This window comes from Streptomyces sp. NPDC085481 (assembly GCF_044541845.1).
Classification (GTDB): domain Bacteria; phylum Actinomycetota; class Actinomycetes; order Streptomycetales; family Streptomycetaceae; genus Streptomyces.
In genome coordinates, this window is the sequence record NZ_JBITTJ010000008.1 from 208,313 (window position 1) to 221,988 (window position 13,676).

The following is a 13,676-nucleotide window of genomic DNA, read 5'->3' on the forward strand; positions in this document are numbered from 1 at the left end:
CCCGGCCGATCCGCCGGACACGCCTCCGGTGAGGGCGCTCAGTGAGGTCGCTCGATCCGGTGCCGGACGACGGTCGTCAGGACCGTCAGGCGCATGGATGCCGTGGGCAGCGGTGCCACCGGATCGTCGATGCGCCGGGCCTCCACCGGAAGCGCGGCGAGATCCGCCTCGAAGCGGGCGCGGGCGGCGGCCAGGGTGTCGGGCGGCTCCGTGCGCAGTCCGCCGCGCATCACGGTCCGCAGCAGCGGCTCCGCGCCCGCGGGCGGCTCCTCGTTCGCCAGGCCGATGACGTCCCGCAGGCCGGGGCCGCGGAAGACCTGTTTCGGGCCCGGCGCCGTCACCTTCGCCGGCGAGAGCTTCATGACGGGCCGCCCGTCGTACTCGACCAGCTTGTACGCCGCGTCCAGATACGGCGCGTCCGCGGCGGTGCCCGTCTTCGACCCCACGGCGAACACGTCGATCGGCGCCCCTTGTCGTATGAGCGCGGCGACGCCGTACTCGTCCAGCCCGCCGCTCGCGATGATCTGCACGTCCCTCAGCCCCGCCGCGTCGAGGGCGGTACGGGCCCGGCCGGCCAGCGCGCCCAGGTCGCCGCTGTCCAGGCGGATCCCGCACCCCGGGCCGAGCCCCAGGTCCGCGAAGACGCGCGCCGCCTTCGCGACAGCGCGGTCGGTGTCGTACGTGTCCACCAGGAAGGTCACCGGTCCCGGATGGGTACGGGCGAAGGCCCGGAACGCCTGCTCCTCCGAGGCGAAGGCCTCGACGTACGCGTGGCCCATCGTGCCGGCCGCCGGGATGCCGTACCGGGTTGCGGCGGCGACGTTGCTGGTCGCCGCGAAGCCGACCAGGGCGCACAGGCGCGCCGCCTGCATGCCTGCCTCGGGGCCGTGGGCCCGGCGCAGCGAGAAGTCCACGAGCGGCCGCCCGGCGGCGGCCAGCACACACCGCGCCGCCTTGGAGGCGACCGCCGTCTGATGACAGAGGAGGGACAGCAGGTACGTCTCCACGAGCTGGGCCTGCGGCAGCGGAGCGGTGACCTCCAGGAGCGGCTCACCTGCGAAGACGAGCCGCCCCTCGGGCACGGCGCGGACCTGCCCGTCGAAGGAGAGGCCGTGCAGCGGTTCGAGGTCCTCGACCGGCCGCCGCAGCGCCTCGGCGAACTCCCGGACGTCGGAGCGGCCCACCAGGAAGCGGGAGAGGTGGTCGAGGGCCGGTTCGAGCCCGGCGGCGACGAGGAATCCGCGACCCGGGGGGAGGTCACGCACGAAGAGGCTGAAGGTGGCCGGGGCGCGCATGTCCTCCCGCAGGTACGAGAGCGCCATCGTGACCTCGTACAGGTCGGTGGTCGTCACCTGGGACATGCTTCGAGCATGCGCGGCCGGCCGGCGGCCCGCACGGGGACGGCGGCCGGCACGGGGACGGCGGCCGGCACGGGGACGGCGGCCGGCACGGGGCGGCGGCCCGCACGGGGACGGCGGCCGGCACGGGGCGCGGCCGGGCCGCCTCACGCGCGATCCGCCGACGTCAGCGGGCCGGTCGGAACACCCGCAGGTCACGCACCTCGAACGACATCTCACTCGTCTGCGGGTCGGGCGCCGGGTGATAGCGCCCGGCACAGACCGAGAGGTTGACGATCAGGCAGGCGTGCCAGGACCGCCCGACCCCCCTCCCGTCGGCGAACACCTCGACGTCGTCGACCGACCACACCACGGAGCGGGCCCCGAACTCGGTCCGCAGCCGTATCCAGCCGCCGGGCCGCACGGCGGGGGAGCGGTGGTAGAGGTGGGTGCCGCGCACATGGTTGGACAGCTCCAGCAGGTCCGGGTTGTCGGGGTGGTATTCGAAGACGTCGACTTCCTGCCCGCCGTCGCGCCAGGTCCAGATCGCGGGCCAGGCCCCGGTCTCCTCGGGCAGCCTGACGCGCGCCTCGAGCACGTCCCCTGACCGCACTTCGAAACCCTCGGGACTGCCCTCCGTCGTCAGCAGCCCGGTGTCCCACAGTCCGTCGGGGCGGCGGGTCGCGCGGAAGACTCCCGAGCGGCTGTAGGCGGGGTCCTCCACGAGGTGGTCGAGCTTGTTGTCTCCCGGATTGACCGGTCCGCCGTCGGGATACGCCCATGAGCGGCCGGCCGCCCACTGCTCCGGTGAGCCGAAATCGGCGGTGAAGACCGGCTCGTCGGCCGGAGTGAAGGGCGGCATGCGCAGCTCCTCGGGTGGGTGCGTGATGTGTCACATCACCGGCTTACTGCCCACCGGGCCCACTCCCACGCGGAATTCCTCACTCCTTGTCTACAAGTCGTCACGGGATGTGCGCGTCCGGGCGTCGTCGGTACGGAGTCGCGCTCCGGAATATGACGGAACGGGGCCCGGCACGGTACGAAGTCCCTCGTGAACGATCAGTCCCACAACCCGACCATCCGCGTGTTCATCGCCCTCGCCCCACCCGACGACGCGAAGGACGAACTCGCGCGGGCGCTGCGCCCCGCCTACGACACGTACCCGGGCATGCGCTGGAACCGGATCGAGGACTGGCACATCACCCTGGCGTTCCTCGGAGAGCTTCCCGCTGCGACCGTGCCGATCCTCCAGCCACCCCTCGCGGACCTCGCGGCGACGCGCCGGCCGCTCGAACTGGCCTTGCGGGGCGGCGGGCACTTCGACGAACGGGTGCTGTGGAGCGGCATCGACGGGGACCTGGAAGGACTGCACCTCCTCGCCACCGAGGTGCGGGCCGTGGTCAGGAACTGCGGCATCCCGTTCGAGGACCGGCCCCTGCGCCCCCACCTGACGCTGGCCCGCGCCCGCCGCGGCGAGGGGGACCGTGTCGTGGCGGCCGCCGCCGGCCTCGCCGGGTTCACCGGCCGTCGATGGCGAGCCGGACGCCTGCACATGGTCGGCAGCAACATAGGGCGCGGGCCGGGGCCGATCCGCTACCGCGACATCGAATCCTGGAGCTTCGACGCCCGCTGAGGACGCCACCTGCGAGGGGACCGGGTCCGGGCCGCAGCACGGGTGAGTCGACGGCGCGCCCTGCCGGCGACCCGCCGCAGCCGGTTCGGCCGGCGACGGGGCCCGGCAGCGGCGCCGGGCGGGCCCCGCGCCGTGCGAAGTACGCGGGGCCACCTGGGACGCACCCATCGGGGGTGTTGCTGCGACGGTACGGACTGTCGTGTCCGGCTGCATGCCGTGCGGGCCGTAGTGGTGACGGGGTGGTTCTCGTGACCGCCTGCACATGCACGCGAAGTCGCGCCTCTCTACGATGAAGGCGTAGGTCTCGCTGTTCTGTCCGGGTTCGGACCGGGCCCCACGGGAGCGAGGGAGCATGGCCGAGGATGCCTCGCCCGCCGGGCGACCTGTGAGTCTGAAGCCCAACGCGATCGGCTTCGTCGACGCCCTCGTGATCGGGCTCAACTCCACCTCCCCCGCCTACTCACTCGCGGCCGTCATCGGCCCGGTCGTTGCCCTGGTCGGGCTGTACGCGCCCGGCGTGATGGTCGCGTCCTTCGTGCCGATGCTGCTGATCGCGTCGGCGTTCTACTACCTGAACAAGGTCGATCAGGACTGCGGCACGACCTTCTCCTGGGTCACGCGCGCCATGGGCCCCTGGGCCGGCTGGCTCGGCGGCTGGGCCATCGCGATGACCGGAGTCCTCGTCGTCGGCTCGCTCGCCGATGTGGCCGTGAGCTTCGCCCTGCTCTCCTTCGGCCTCGACAGCTGGGTGGACAACGCCTTCGTACGCCAGCTGCTCACCGTGGTGCTCATCCTGGTGATGACGGCCGTGTGCGTCATCGGCACCGAACTGTCGGCCAAGGTGCAGAACGTCCTCATCCTGGCGCAGGTCGCCTGCCTGCTGATCTTCGTGGGGGTGGCGCTCTACAGCGTCTACGCCGGCACGAGCAAATACGATTCGGTCGAACCCGCCTTCAGCTGGCTGAACCCCTTCGGCGCCGGCGGCGCGGCACTGACCAGCGGGCTGCTCCTGGGCGTCTTCATCTACTGGGGCTGGGAATCGGCGGTCAACCTCACCGAAGAGGTCGAGCACTCGGCGACCGCCCCCGGCAAGGCGGGGCTCTGGTCGACCGTCGTCCTCCTGGTGACCTACGTGTCCGTGGGATTCGCGGTCGTGGCGTACGCCGGTCCGACGTTCCTGGCCGAGAACGCCGACGAAGAGGAGTTCGTCTTCGCCCAGCTCGCCACGGACGTCCTCGGCGGCTGGGACTGGATCCTGCTGCTCGCCGTCTCGACCTCCGCCATCGCCTCCACCCAGACCACCATCATCCCGGCCTCGCGCACCGCGCTGTCCATGGCCCGGCGCCGGGCGCTGCCCGCGCACTACGGCCACATCAGCCCACGCTTCCGTACCCCTGACGTCAGTACGTGGTGGGTCGCCGCCATCGCCATCGCCTGGTACCTCGTGGTGAGCCAGATCAGCTCCAACGCCCTCTTCGACTCGCTCACCGCGCTCTCGCTGCTGATCGCCTTCTACTACGCGCTCACCGGGATCGCCTGCGCGGTCTACTACCGCCGCCATCTCTTCGAGAGCGTCCACAACTTCCTGCTGATCGGCCTCGGCCCCCTGGTCGGTGCCGGACTGCTGACGTGGCTCCTGGTGAGGTCGGTCTCCGACATGTCCGATCCGGAGAACTCCTACAGCGGCACCTCCTGGTTCGGCCTCGGCCCCCCGCTCGTCATCGGCATCGGCATCGCCCTGGCCGGGGTGGTCATCATGCTCGTATGGCGGCTGCGGGCACCCGCGTTCTGGCAGGAGCGCCCCGGTGTGGCCGACCCCGTCCTGGTCCACGGCCACGGGCCCGACCTCGATCGCCGGAAGGAGCCCTGAGATGTCGGTCGTTCTCGGCTACGACGAATCCCCCGGCGCCGCCCGTGCGTTGCGCATCGCGGTCGAGGTGGCCGCCGCGTTCGACGAGCGGCTCGTGCTGGTCTACGGGGCCGCGGCCCCCGGCCCCTTGGGCGAGGAGTACGCGTCCCACTACGAGGCCATCCGCCAGGCCGGCCGCACCGGTCTGGAGCACGCGGTCACGGAGGCCGACCGCGCGGGCGTGCCGACCGTCGTCGAGGTGCTCGACGAGAACCCCGCCCAGGCCCTGGTCGACGCGGCGAGCCGTCACGCCGCACGCGTCATCGTGGTCGGCAGCTGGGGCGAGAGCCCGATCCGCGGCGCACTCCTGGGCTCGACCCCCCACAAGCTCCTGCACATGTCCACCGTCCCCGTTCTCTGCGTCCCTCCCGAGGAATGAGACCTGCCCTCCGGCACAGGGGCGTGCTGTCGGACGCGTGGCCCTCAGGCCGTCAGGGTCTCGCCGTCCGGGAACGTGATCCGGATCAGCCCGTCGTCCCCCACCGCGCAGCCGACGGCCGCGCGCAGCGCCTCCGGGTGCACCGCGTCGCGGGTCAGCGCCACCAGCGTCACGTGGACGCGTGTGCCGCCGGGCTGACCCCCGGCGAGCGGACCGGAGGCCAGGAGGTACGGCGTCGCCGAGTGCGGACCGAAGGCGTTGGCCTCGACCTCGCGGGCGATTCCGCACTCCTCGTCCCAGCCGTACAGAGCCACCACCGCACTCGCCAGCCCCTCCTCCGTCCTCGCGAGCGCCCAGCCGGGACCCTGCAGGACGTGCGGTGGGGTCACGTCCGCGACCGCGTACCCGCCCTCGCGCACCCGGACGCCCTCGGGGGCCCGGACGCGGTGCACCCGGATCTCCCACGGGCCGTGCAACAGGCTTGTCGACTCGACGGGAAAGTCCCCCTCGTGCCCGGGGAGGCGTGCCGTGTGACGGGATGACGCCCGGCGCCCCTCACAGGACACGGGATGGATGCGGCTGCGCCGGGACGGTGTGCCGTCGGCGGCCAGCAGCGCCACGTGGTTGTCCACGGTGCGCGCCCAGGCATGCGCGGCCGACTCCGGTGCCGTGGCCGTCGCGTACGCGAACTTCGCGTAGTGCGGGTCGTCCTCGGCGGGGCCGTCGTACGGGTTGTGGTCGCTGCCGTGGTTGACGAGCCGCACGATGCCGTCGTGCGGCGTGCCGTGCAGCAGCCAGCCCGGCGCGGGCAGCGCCGTGTACTGCGGGCCTTCCTCCACGGGCAGCGGCTCCTCGCGCTCCGTCCACACGGGATGGTCCCCGGGCAGCAGGAGGCCCAGGAAGGCCTTGCTCGCCCAGTACGGGGACGCCGGTCCCGAGTACGCCTGGGTGGTCGGCAGATGGGTGCCGTACCACCCCAGTGGCAGCAACCCGCGTTCGTCCGGCACACCGCGTTCCACGAAGTGCCGCGCCGTCCCCGACGCCAGGCGCCGGGTGAGCCCCGGGGGGAGCGGAGTGCTGTCGGCGAGCGCGCCCAGCCACACCGGCGCCACGGCGGCGAACCGGTACGTCAGGGAGCGCCCTTGGTGTACGGGTGCCCCGTCGGCGCCGAAGAACTGCGGGTACGTGGACAGGAACCGGGCCAGGCGCTCCCGGTAGGCCGCGCCCCGGCCGCCGTCGCCGTCGGGACCGGCCATGCGGGCCCACAGCAGCGGATACAGGTGCATGGCCCAGCCGGCGTAGTAGTCGAAGTTCCGGCCGTCGCCGTCGCTGTACCAGCCGTCGCCGACGTACCAGTCCTCGATGCGTTCCAGTCCGCGCTCGATGTCGTCCCGGCTGTGCGGTGCGCCGACGGAGGCCAGGAACTGTTCCGACACCACCTGGAACAGACGCCAGTTGTTGTCCCAGGTGCGGGCTCCGACGAAGCCCGAGAGCCACTCCACCACCCGTTCCTGGACCGCGGAGTCGAGGGTGTCCCAGATCCATGGGCGCGTCTCGTGCAGTCCGATGGCTATGGAGGCCGCCTCCACCATCTGCTGCGAGCAGTCGGTGAGCGCCGGCCACGCCTCGGGGCTGTCACGCTGCGTGCCCGTTGTCAGACCCTGCGTATACCTTGCGATGAGGTGGGGGTCGGCCTTGCCGTCCGCGCCCGCGATCCGGAAGGAGGCCAGCAGGAATGAGCGTGCGTACCCTTCGAGGCCGTCCGAGACGACCCCCGACCAGCTGGTGCGTCCGGGCAGGCGGTACTGCGCGAACCCCGGGGTGGCGTAGGGGACGAGCGCCTCCAGCTGCCGGTCGGCGAGCGCCTCCCAGTGGGCACGCGTCCAGCCGGTACGGGGGGAGAGGACGCGGTCGGGCGGCGGCAGGTGCAGATGGGGTGCGGGCACGGGGGTTCCCTTTCGATGACCGGGCGGTCACTGGACGAGTGCGGTGGTGTGGCTGTGGCCCCGTGCCCCGTCGGCCCGGCCGGTGAGCACGGTGTGGGCGCCCGGTGTGACCGTGACCGTCTCCTCGGCGCGCACCACATGACGGACGCGGAAGAGGAGTTCGCCGGTCCCGCCGTGATGTCCGCGCCCAGGGCGACGACGGCGTTGTCCATGAGGGAGTCCGCATCGGTGTCTTCATCCTTGGGTCGAGGAGGTGCAGAAGGCGGGGCCTACGTCCGGGAGGGGCGGGGGAGCTGCGGGCCAGCATGTAAGCGCTTGCTGTCCCCTCGCAAGGGGATCGGGCGTGTTTCTGTCCGTTACCGCGTCACCAAGCCACCCCGGCCTGGCCTGCGAGGCCCTGGGGGCGGGCAAGCCCGTCTTCGTCGGGAAGGCGCGCCCCACGCGGCGCCGTCCCGCGGCCGGGGCTGATCGCGTACTTCGTGCGCGGCCGGACCAGATGACCGGCAGCCGTCCGGTCCTCCGTCAGCGAGGCTCCGGGGCCGGCCACGCGCGGGAAGGGGACGCGCAAGGACTCGGCCGCCACGGGAGCGTGGTCGGCCGCGGCGTGCAGGCGGCCGTCGCGCAGGACGACGGCTCCGCTGCGGAGCATGGTCGGGACCAGCTCGGTCGCGAGTGCCTCGGGCGTGCGGTCCAGGAGGCGTGCCGCGTCCGCGAGCCAGGCCCGTTGGCGCAGGTACGGCTCGGCCTCGTCGGCCGGGATCCCCTCGCGGATCATCAGGGCGAAGGCGAAGATCCGGCGGGCGCCGTACCAGACGGCCCCGCCGGGGTCGTCCACGAGGCGTTGCGCGCGGCGCAGGGCGGTGGCGAAGGCCGCGCCGGGGTCGGCGGCTCAGGTAGCCGGCCCCGGCGAGCGTCTCGCCCTGTCACCGCCGACTGCGCGACCTGGAACGCGAGGGCGCCATCCGCGGCTACCGCGCCGTGGTCGCCCCCGCCGCCGTCGGTCTGGACTTCGAGGCCCTGGTCTTCGCCACCCTGCGCTGGGAGGACCGCGACACGGTCACCGCCGTCGAGGAGGCGGTGACCGCGATCCCGCACGTCATCCAGGCCCAGCGCCTCTTCGGCGAACCGGACTACCCGCTACGCGTGGCCACCACCGACCTGCCCGCCTACCAGCAGCTCTACGACGAGCAGTTGGCCAAGCTCCCCGGCGTCCAGCGCCTGACCCCGACCCTCGTCATGAAGAACGTCATCGACGAGCGACCACTGCCGGAGCAGGCCGGAGCACGTGTCGCCGATCATCTGGCCGCTCCCTCGGGGTCGGCCACCTGGCCGGCTCGGTAGCCGTCGGCCTGGAGGGTGAACATGCGGGTGTAGAGCCCGCCGTGGGCCATGAGTTCGTCGTGGGAGCCCGACTCGACGACGCGGCCGGTGTCGAAGACGTAGATGCGGTCGCAGTCGACGACGCTGGCGAGCCGGTGGGAGATGAGGACGGTGATCTGGTCCTCGCGCAGCCGGCCGCGGAGCACCGCCTCGTAGACGGCGTGCTCGGAGGGCGGGTCCATGCTGGCGGTCGGCTCGTCGAGCAGGAGCAACTGGGCGTGCTTGTAGAGGCCACGGGCGACGGCGACCTTGGCCCACTGGCCGCCGGAGAGCTCCTGGCCGCCACGGAAACGCTTGGACAGCAGCGCGTCCCACTGGCCGGGCAGGTTCGCGATGACCTGGTCGGCGCCGGCGGCGCGTGCGGCGGCCAGGGCCCGCTCGGGGTCGGCCTCGGTGAGGCTGCCGGTGGACACGGTGATGTTGGCCAGGGCGCTGAACGGGAAGTGCACGGGCTCCTGGAGCACGCACGCGACCCGCTGCTGGACGGACTGGGCGTCCATGGTCCGTACGTCGACGCCGTCCCAGCACATCCTCCCGCGCTGAACGTCGTGGAGGCCTGCCAGGACCTTGGCGCAGGTGCTCTTGCCGCTGCCGTTGAGACCGACGAACGCGACCGTCTCGCCCGCCCTGAGCGTCATGGACACGTCGTTCAGCGCGGGTGCCTCCTTCCCGTCGTACGTGAACGAGACGTCCTCCAGGGTGATGGTCTTCAACCGCTCCGGCGCCCGCACCTCGGCGGTGCGCAGCTGGAGGCCCCGGCAGCGGTCCTGGACGGCCAGCAGGTCGTCCACCCACATCGCGTGCTCGTACACGAGATGCGCGACCTCCACGAGGCGGGTCAGAGAGGTCTGACCGGCCTGGATGGCGAGGACCGCGCCCGCGCCGGCGGCGAGCGGCAGCCATCCGGCGATCAGCATGGCGCCGAGCGCGCAGTACGTGATCCCGGTGCCGAGGCCGCCGACCCCACGGCCGGCCAGGTTCGACAAGGCCGCCTGCACCCCGAGACGCGTGTCCTCCTCGGCGATGCGGGTGATCAGTCGGCCGTGTTCCTCCAGCAGCGCCTGCTGCGCGGTGTCGGACCGGAGTTCGGCGGCGGCGTCCTGGTCGAGCAGCAGCCAGGAGAAGACCCGGACGCGGCGCTGGAGGGCGTTCCAGCGCTTGAAGGAGTGGAACCGGGCCCGGGCGCTGCGCACGGCCGCCGCCCCGACCGGCAGGACGGACAGCAGGAGCAGCGGCAACAGGGCGGGGTGCAGGATGCCGAGGACGCCGGCCGTACCGGCGAGGGTGAGTACGGCGGAGGCGAGGGAGACGACCTGGCCGACGATCTGCCGGGCGTAGAAGAGGCCCCGGTCGTTGGCGCGGTAGACCTCGTCGTGCCAGTCGGCGTCCTCCACCGCCTCCAGCCGTACATGCGCCGTCAGGCGGAAGAACTCCGTCTCCAGGGCGGTCCGGATCTTCGGCGTCACCCGCGCCTGTGCCACCGCGACCGCCGCCTCCAGGAAGGCGCGCAGGGCGAGGAACCCCACCACCAGCAGGATCTGCGGAACGGCGGCGCGCACCCGGTCGGGCGTCGGACCCTGCCCGAACAGCTCCTGCAGCACCCCAACGGAGGCGATCAGTCCGAAGGCGCTCACCGCGGCCGAGACGAGCTGGCAGACGACCACGGCCGTGGTGGCGCGCGGGTCGGCCCGCCACGCGAGCTCGCCGATCTGCCGGGTGATCCGCGGCAACCGGACAAGGACCTGCCGGACGGTCGCCTGGGCGGCGGCACCGTCGTGGACGGACCAGTACGCCTCCTCCATCTCCCCGGCGATGTCCCCGTCGACCGGACCGGCCGGCATCGTACGGGGCGGAAGGGGGAGCGGCGCGGTCCGTGGTGCGGGAACGGTGCCCGTGGCGGCATTCTCGTCTGTCCGCTCGCTCATGCCGCCCACCTCGTATCCGGACGGGCCGGGCGGAGGACGCCGAGGCTCCGGAGAGGTCCGGTGGGGGTGGGGAGGGGCGCGGTCCTGCGGGCGGGAAGGGGATGCACGGTGGCCTCCGGGAGACGAGGAGTCGGGTGTCGCGGGGCTCAACGACGAGGCCGGGCGGGTCGAACACATGTGTTTCGGACGGGTTCCGAACCCGGTCGTAGAGCGAATGCGCGTTCGTGCCGTGTGCATCGACCCTTGCGGGGCGAACGCCGCAGCCGACCCCGGGGGTGGCCGAAACGCCGACGGTGGTCGTGTGGCGGAGTTCCCGCGGTCTCGGTCCGTACGGACAAGCGACGTGATCACTCGATCGTGAGTCCTTCCCCTCAGGGGTCCGGCAGGACGCGATGCTGAGAGGGACGGGCGGCGTGTGACCGGTGCCGCCCGCAGGAGCTGTGGGCCGGCTGGGGGATGGGATGGCGCGAGCGGCGGGACGACACGGGGGACTGGACCGGCAGGCGGTGCTGCTGGCGGCGGGGCTGGCCGATCTGGCGGTGAGCACACTGGGTTCGGCCGTCGGCGCGGTGCGCGGGCTGCTGCGCCGCTCGGACGCCGCGGAGCTTGCGGCGGAGGCTCAGGACGATCTGATGGCGCGCGGACGCCTGGTGCTGGACCGTTACGCGGCTGTCCCCCCGGCCCACTTGGAGATTCTCGCCCGGCACGCCCTGGCCCGGCGGGCCGCCGATGATGTCTGACCGGTGGGAGCCGACCGTGTTCAAGAGCCGTGTCGACGCGGTCCTGCACCGCTTCGTCGCCGAGGAGGCCGAGCAGTTGGCGGCGATCGATCCGGCCCTGGGCCCGGTGGCCGAGCAGGTGGAGGCGGCGGTCGCGGAAGGCAAGCGGCTTCGGGCGGCGTTCTGCTACTGGGGCTGGCGCGCTGCAGGACAGCCGGACAGTGACGCGCTGGTGCGGGCGGCGGCCTCGATGGAGCTGGTGCACGCCGCGGCGGTCGTGCACGACGATCTGATCGACGACAGTCCGTTACGGCACGGCCGGCCCACCGCACATGTCGCCCTGCGCGGCGCCGTACGCCGCAGTCCGCACCCTGTCGCCTCCGCCAGGTCGCTCGCGATGCTGGTCGGGGACCTGTTGATGTCGCTGGCCGGGCAGCTGTTCACCACCAGCGGTCTGCCCGCCGCGTATCTGGGGCGGGCCCGCCCGTTGTGGTCGCTGCTGGCCCGTGAGCTGATCGCGGGCGAGTGCCTGGAGATCCTGCGTACCGGCGCCGATCCGGACACCGCGGCATCGCTGAAGGTGATCAGGTACAAGACCGCCAAGTACACCGTCGAGCAGCCCCTTCTGATCGGCGGTGCCCTGGCGGGGGCCGGCGAGCGGCTGCGCGCGGGCTACTCGGCGTACGGGCTGCCGCTGGGCGAGGCCTTCCAGCTGCGGGACGATCTGCTCGGCCTGTTCGGAGACCCGGACCGCACCGGCAAGGACAACGCCGACGACGTGCGCGGCCACCGGCCCACGGCCCTGCTGGCGGAGACCTGGAGCCTCGCCGGTGCGGAGGAACGGGAGCGGCTGCGGGCTCTCCTCGGCCGGCGGGGTCTGGACGCGGACGGCCTGGACGCGGTCCGCGAGGTGATGCGGCGGCTGAAGGCCCCCGGCCGCATCGAGGCCATGATCACCGCGAGGGTCGAGGAGGCCCTTGACGCCCTGCACGAGCTGGACACACCCGCGCACGCCGCCGCTGCCCTGACCGGCCTGGCGCATTCGGCGGCGATCCGGCTTTCCTGAACCACGAGGAGTCCCGCCATGACCCACACCGAGGCCTCGATGGACGCCCTTCGGCAGACCGGGGACGAACTCGCCGACGCTGTCGTCACGACCCTCTTCGAACGGGGAGAGGTGGGCAAGCTCAACACCCTGATGCGCTTCGTCTCCACCGCCGGCTCCCCGCTGCCGGACGGGCTGCCCGACGTCGCCCGCGAGTACCTCCGGGCCACGAGCGCCCCGCCCGCCTGGGTGGACTGGGGGGAGATGGAGAAGGCCCGGCTGTTCTTCATCGACAACAACGTGCACATCTCCACCGCGCTGTCGTTCGCCTCCATGCCCGCGTGCTACGTCGTCCCGCACGTGGCGAAGCTGCTCTCGGCCACGCACGGTCTGAAGTACCCGTCCAGAAGGATGGCGGAGACCGGCCAGTTCGTCGTCTACCTGATGCGGCCCGGTGCCTTCGAGGCGGGCAGCCGCTTCATCCCGGCCGTCCAGAAGGTCCGCCTCCTGCACGCCTCGATCCGCCACCACCTCAAGCGGGAGAACCGCTGGGACACCGGAGTCCTCGGGGCGCCGATCTGTCAGGAGGACATGATCGGCGGGCAGATGTTCTTCTCCCTGCTCGTCCTCGACAGCCTGCACCGCCTCGGCATCCACATGTCGACGGAGGGTGCCGAAGCGTACTACTACGCCTGGCGCGTGGTCGGTGCCATGCTCGGCGTCGACCAGGACGCCGTACCCGAGACCCTGGACGACGCCCGTCGGTTCCTGGACATGTACATGATTCGGCACATGGGCCCGTCCCCGGAGGGCGCCCACCTGACCCGGCAGCTCGTCGACCTCTACGAGGAGGTCGTGCCCGGCACCTTCTTCGACCCGATCGTCTCCGCGCTCATCCGCCACCTCGTCGGCGACACGTGCGCGGACTGGCTCGAGGTCTCCCGCACCCCGTGGGACACCGTCGTCAGGGCCGTGCCGCACCTTCTCGGCGTACTGGAGACCATCGAGGACCGCTCCCCGCTCGGTGCCTGGGCGCTGGACCGCCTCGGCCACCTGACCACGATCCTGGAGCTGTCCTCCCTCACCCGCGGACGCGTCATGCACTACGCCATCCCCGAACAGCTGAGGGAGGAGTACGGGGTCCCCGGCGCGCCGCCCCGCACCCGCCGCTGGACCCCGCCCGCCGCCACGGTCTCCCCGTGACCCGCCCGGCCCGGTGGCCGGCCGGAACACCGGAACACCGGAGCCGGGCGGTAAAGCGCGGGAAAAGTCCTCCGGGGCATGCTGCGGTTCCCGTACGGAGCGTTTCCGCCGTCTTAGCGCGTTCTTTACGTCCCGCTGCCCCGTCAGAGCGTGTCGGAACGACGGATTCCGTGGTGGATGGGCCATTGACCTGCGGTTCT

General features: G+C 72.4%; 11 protein-coding genes and 1 pseudogene. 7 read left to right on the plus strand and 5 right to left on the minus strand.

Annotation, left to right across the window (positions count from 1 at the left end; genetic code table 11):
- Window positions 1-38: 38 nt before the first annotated feature.
- Together ACIGEZ_RS19260 and ACIGEZ_RS19265 are read right to left on the minus strand one after the other, a co-directional pair.
- Window positions 39-1,361 (minus strand): nicotinate phosphoribosyltransferase, encoded by a 1,323-nt coding sequence (locus ACIGEZ_RS19260; protein WP_399832533.1) that lies wholly within the window; start codon window positions 1,359-1,361, stop codon window positions 39-41.
- Between the two features lie 163 nt (window positions 1,362-1,524).
- A complete protein-coding gene (locus tag ACIGEZ_RS19265) occupies window positions 1,525-2,199 on the minus strand; it encodes a beta-glucanase (protein WP_399832535.1) in 675 nt (224 codons plus the stop codon).
- 189 nt (window positions 2,200-2,388) lie between these two features.
- Here ACIGEZ_RS19265 and thpR point away from each other — a divergent pair, with 189 nt between their 5' ends.
- The 3 genes from thpR to ACIGEZ_RS19280 all read left to right on the plus strand — a co-directional run bounded on the left by thpR (window position 2,389) and on the right by ACIGEZ_RS19280 (window position 5,258).
- A complete protein-coding gene (gene thpR / locus ACIGEZ_RS19270; RefSeq protein ID WP_399832537.1) occupies window positions 2,389-2,970 on the plus strand; it encodes an RNA 2',3'-cyclic phosphodiesterase in 582 nt (193 codons plus the stop codon).
- Window positions 2,971-3,322: 352 nt separating this feature from the next.
- Window positions 3,323-4,840, plus strand: a complete 1,518-nt coding sequence (locus ACIGEZ_RS19275) for an APC family permease (protein WP_399832539.1) — start codon at window positions 3,323-3,325, stop codon at window positions 4,838-4,840.
- A gap of 1 nt (window position 4,841) precedes the next feature.
- On the plus strand, window positions 4,842-5,258 hold the full coding sequence (locus tag ACIGEZ_RS19280; RefSeq protein WP_399832541.1) for a universal stress protein: 417 nt from the start codon (window positions 4,842-4,844) through the stop codon (window positions 5,256-5,258).
- Window positions 5,259-5,302: 44 nt separating this feature from the next.
- Here ACIGEZ_RS19280 and ACIGEZ_RS19285 read toward each other — a convergent pair whose 3' ends face one another.
- Window positions 5,303-7,204 carry a DUF2264 domain-containing protein gene (locus ACIGEZ_RS19285; RefSeq protein ID WP_399832543.1) on the minus strand — a complete coding sequence of 634 codons (1,902 nt, stop codon included), beginning with the start codon at window positions 7,202-7,204 and terminating at the stop codon, window positions 5,303-5,305.
- Between the two features lie 364 nt (window positions 7,205-7,568).
- Window positions 7,569-8,039, minus strand: coding sequence for a hypothetical protein (locus tag ACIGEZ_RS19290; protein WP_399832545.1), 471 nt, complete (start codon window positions 8,037-8,039; stop codon window positions 7,569-7,571).
- A 74-nt stretch (window positions 8,040-8,113) separates the two neighbouring features.
- Here ACIGEZ_RS19290 and ACIGEZ_RS19295 point away from each other — a divergent pair.
- Window positions 8,114-8,545 (plus strand): annotated as a pseudogene (locus tag ACIGEZ_RS19295) (Lrp/AsnC family transcriptional regulator); the annotation flags it as partial.
- Here ACIGEZ_RS19295 and ACIGEZ_RS19300 read toward each other — a convergent pair.
- Window positions 8,500-10,509: an ATP-binding cassette domain-containing protein gene (locus ACIGEZ_RS19300; RefSeq protein ID WP_399832547.1), complete on the minus strand. Its 2,010-nt coding sequence runs from the start codon at window positions 10,507-10,509 to the stop codon at window positions 8,500-8,502. The pseudogene ACIGEZ_RS19295 and the gene ACIGEZ_RS19300 overlap by 46 nt on opposite strands.
- 461 nt (window positions 10,510-10,970) lie before the next feature.
- Here ACIGEZ_RS19300 and ACIGEZ_RS19305 point away from each other — a divergent pair, with 461 nt between their 5' ends.
- Genes ACIGEZ_RS19305 through ACIGEZ_RS19315 form a run of 3 tightly spaced genes read left to right on the plus strand, consistent with a single transcriptional unit; the run spans window position 10,971 to window position 13,476 of the window.
- Complete coding sequence (locus ACIGEZ_RS19305; RefSeq protein ID WP_399832549.1) at window positions 10,971-11,249, plus strand: polyprenyl synthetase; 279 nt, start codon at window positions 10,971-10,973, stop codon at window positions 11,247-11,249.
- The gene (locus ACIGEZ_RS19310) at window positions 11,239-12,294 is read left to right on the plus strand and encodes a polyprenyl synthetase family protein (protein ID WP_399832552.1); all 1,056 of its coding nucleotides are present in this window, start codon (window positions 11,239-11,241) and stop codon (window positions 12,292-12,294) included. The genes ACIGEZ_RS19305 and ACIGEZ_RS19310 overlap by 11 nt, the downstream gene beginning before the upstream one ends.
- An 18-nt stretch (window positions 12,295-12,312) precedes the next feature.
- Window positions 12,313-13,476, plus strand: a complete 1,164-nt coding sequence (locus ACIGEZ_RS19315; protein WP_399832554.1) for an oxygenase MpaB family protein — start codon at window positions 12,313-12,315, stop codon at window positions 13,474-13,476.
- The last annotated feature ends 200 nt before the right edge of the window (window positions 13,477-13,676 follow it).

Bases quoted from the DNA above. Each gene is read 5' to 3' on its own strand.
- ACIGEZ_RS19260 (WP_399832533.1), bottom strand. From the start codon at position 1,361: ATGTCCCAGGTGACGACCACCGACCTGTACGAGGTCACGATGGCGCTC.
- ACIGEZ_RS19265 (WP_399832535.1), bottom strand. From the start codon at position 2,199: ATGCCGCCCTTCACTCCGGCCGACGAGCCGGTCTTCACCGCCGATTTC.
- ACIGEZ_RS19275 (WP_399832539.1), top strand. From the start codon at position 3,323: ATGGCCGAGGATGCCTCGCCCGCCGGGCGACCTGTGAGTCTGAAGCCC.
- ACIGEZ_RS19280 (WP_399832541.1), top strand. From the start codon at position 4,842: ATGTCGGTCGTTCTCGGCTACGACGAATCCCCCGGCGCCGCCCGTGCG.
- ACIGEZ_RS19300 (WP_399832547.1), bottom strand. From the start codon at position 10,509: ATGAGCGAGCGGACAGACGAGAATGCCGCCACGGGCACCGTTCCCGCA.
- ACIGEZ_RS19305 (WP_399832549.1), top strand. From the start codon at position 10,971: ATGGCGCGAGCGGCGGGACGACACGGGGGACTGGACCGGCAGGCGGTG.
- ACIGEZ_RS19310 (WP_399832552.1), top strand. From the start codon at position 11,239: ATGATGTCTGACCGGTGGGAGCCGACCGTGTTCAAGAGCCGTGTCGAC.
- ACIGEZ_RS19315 (WP_399832554.1), top strand. From the start codon at position 12,313: ATGACCCACACCGAGGCCTCGATGGACGCCCTTCGGCAGACCGGGGAC.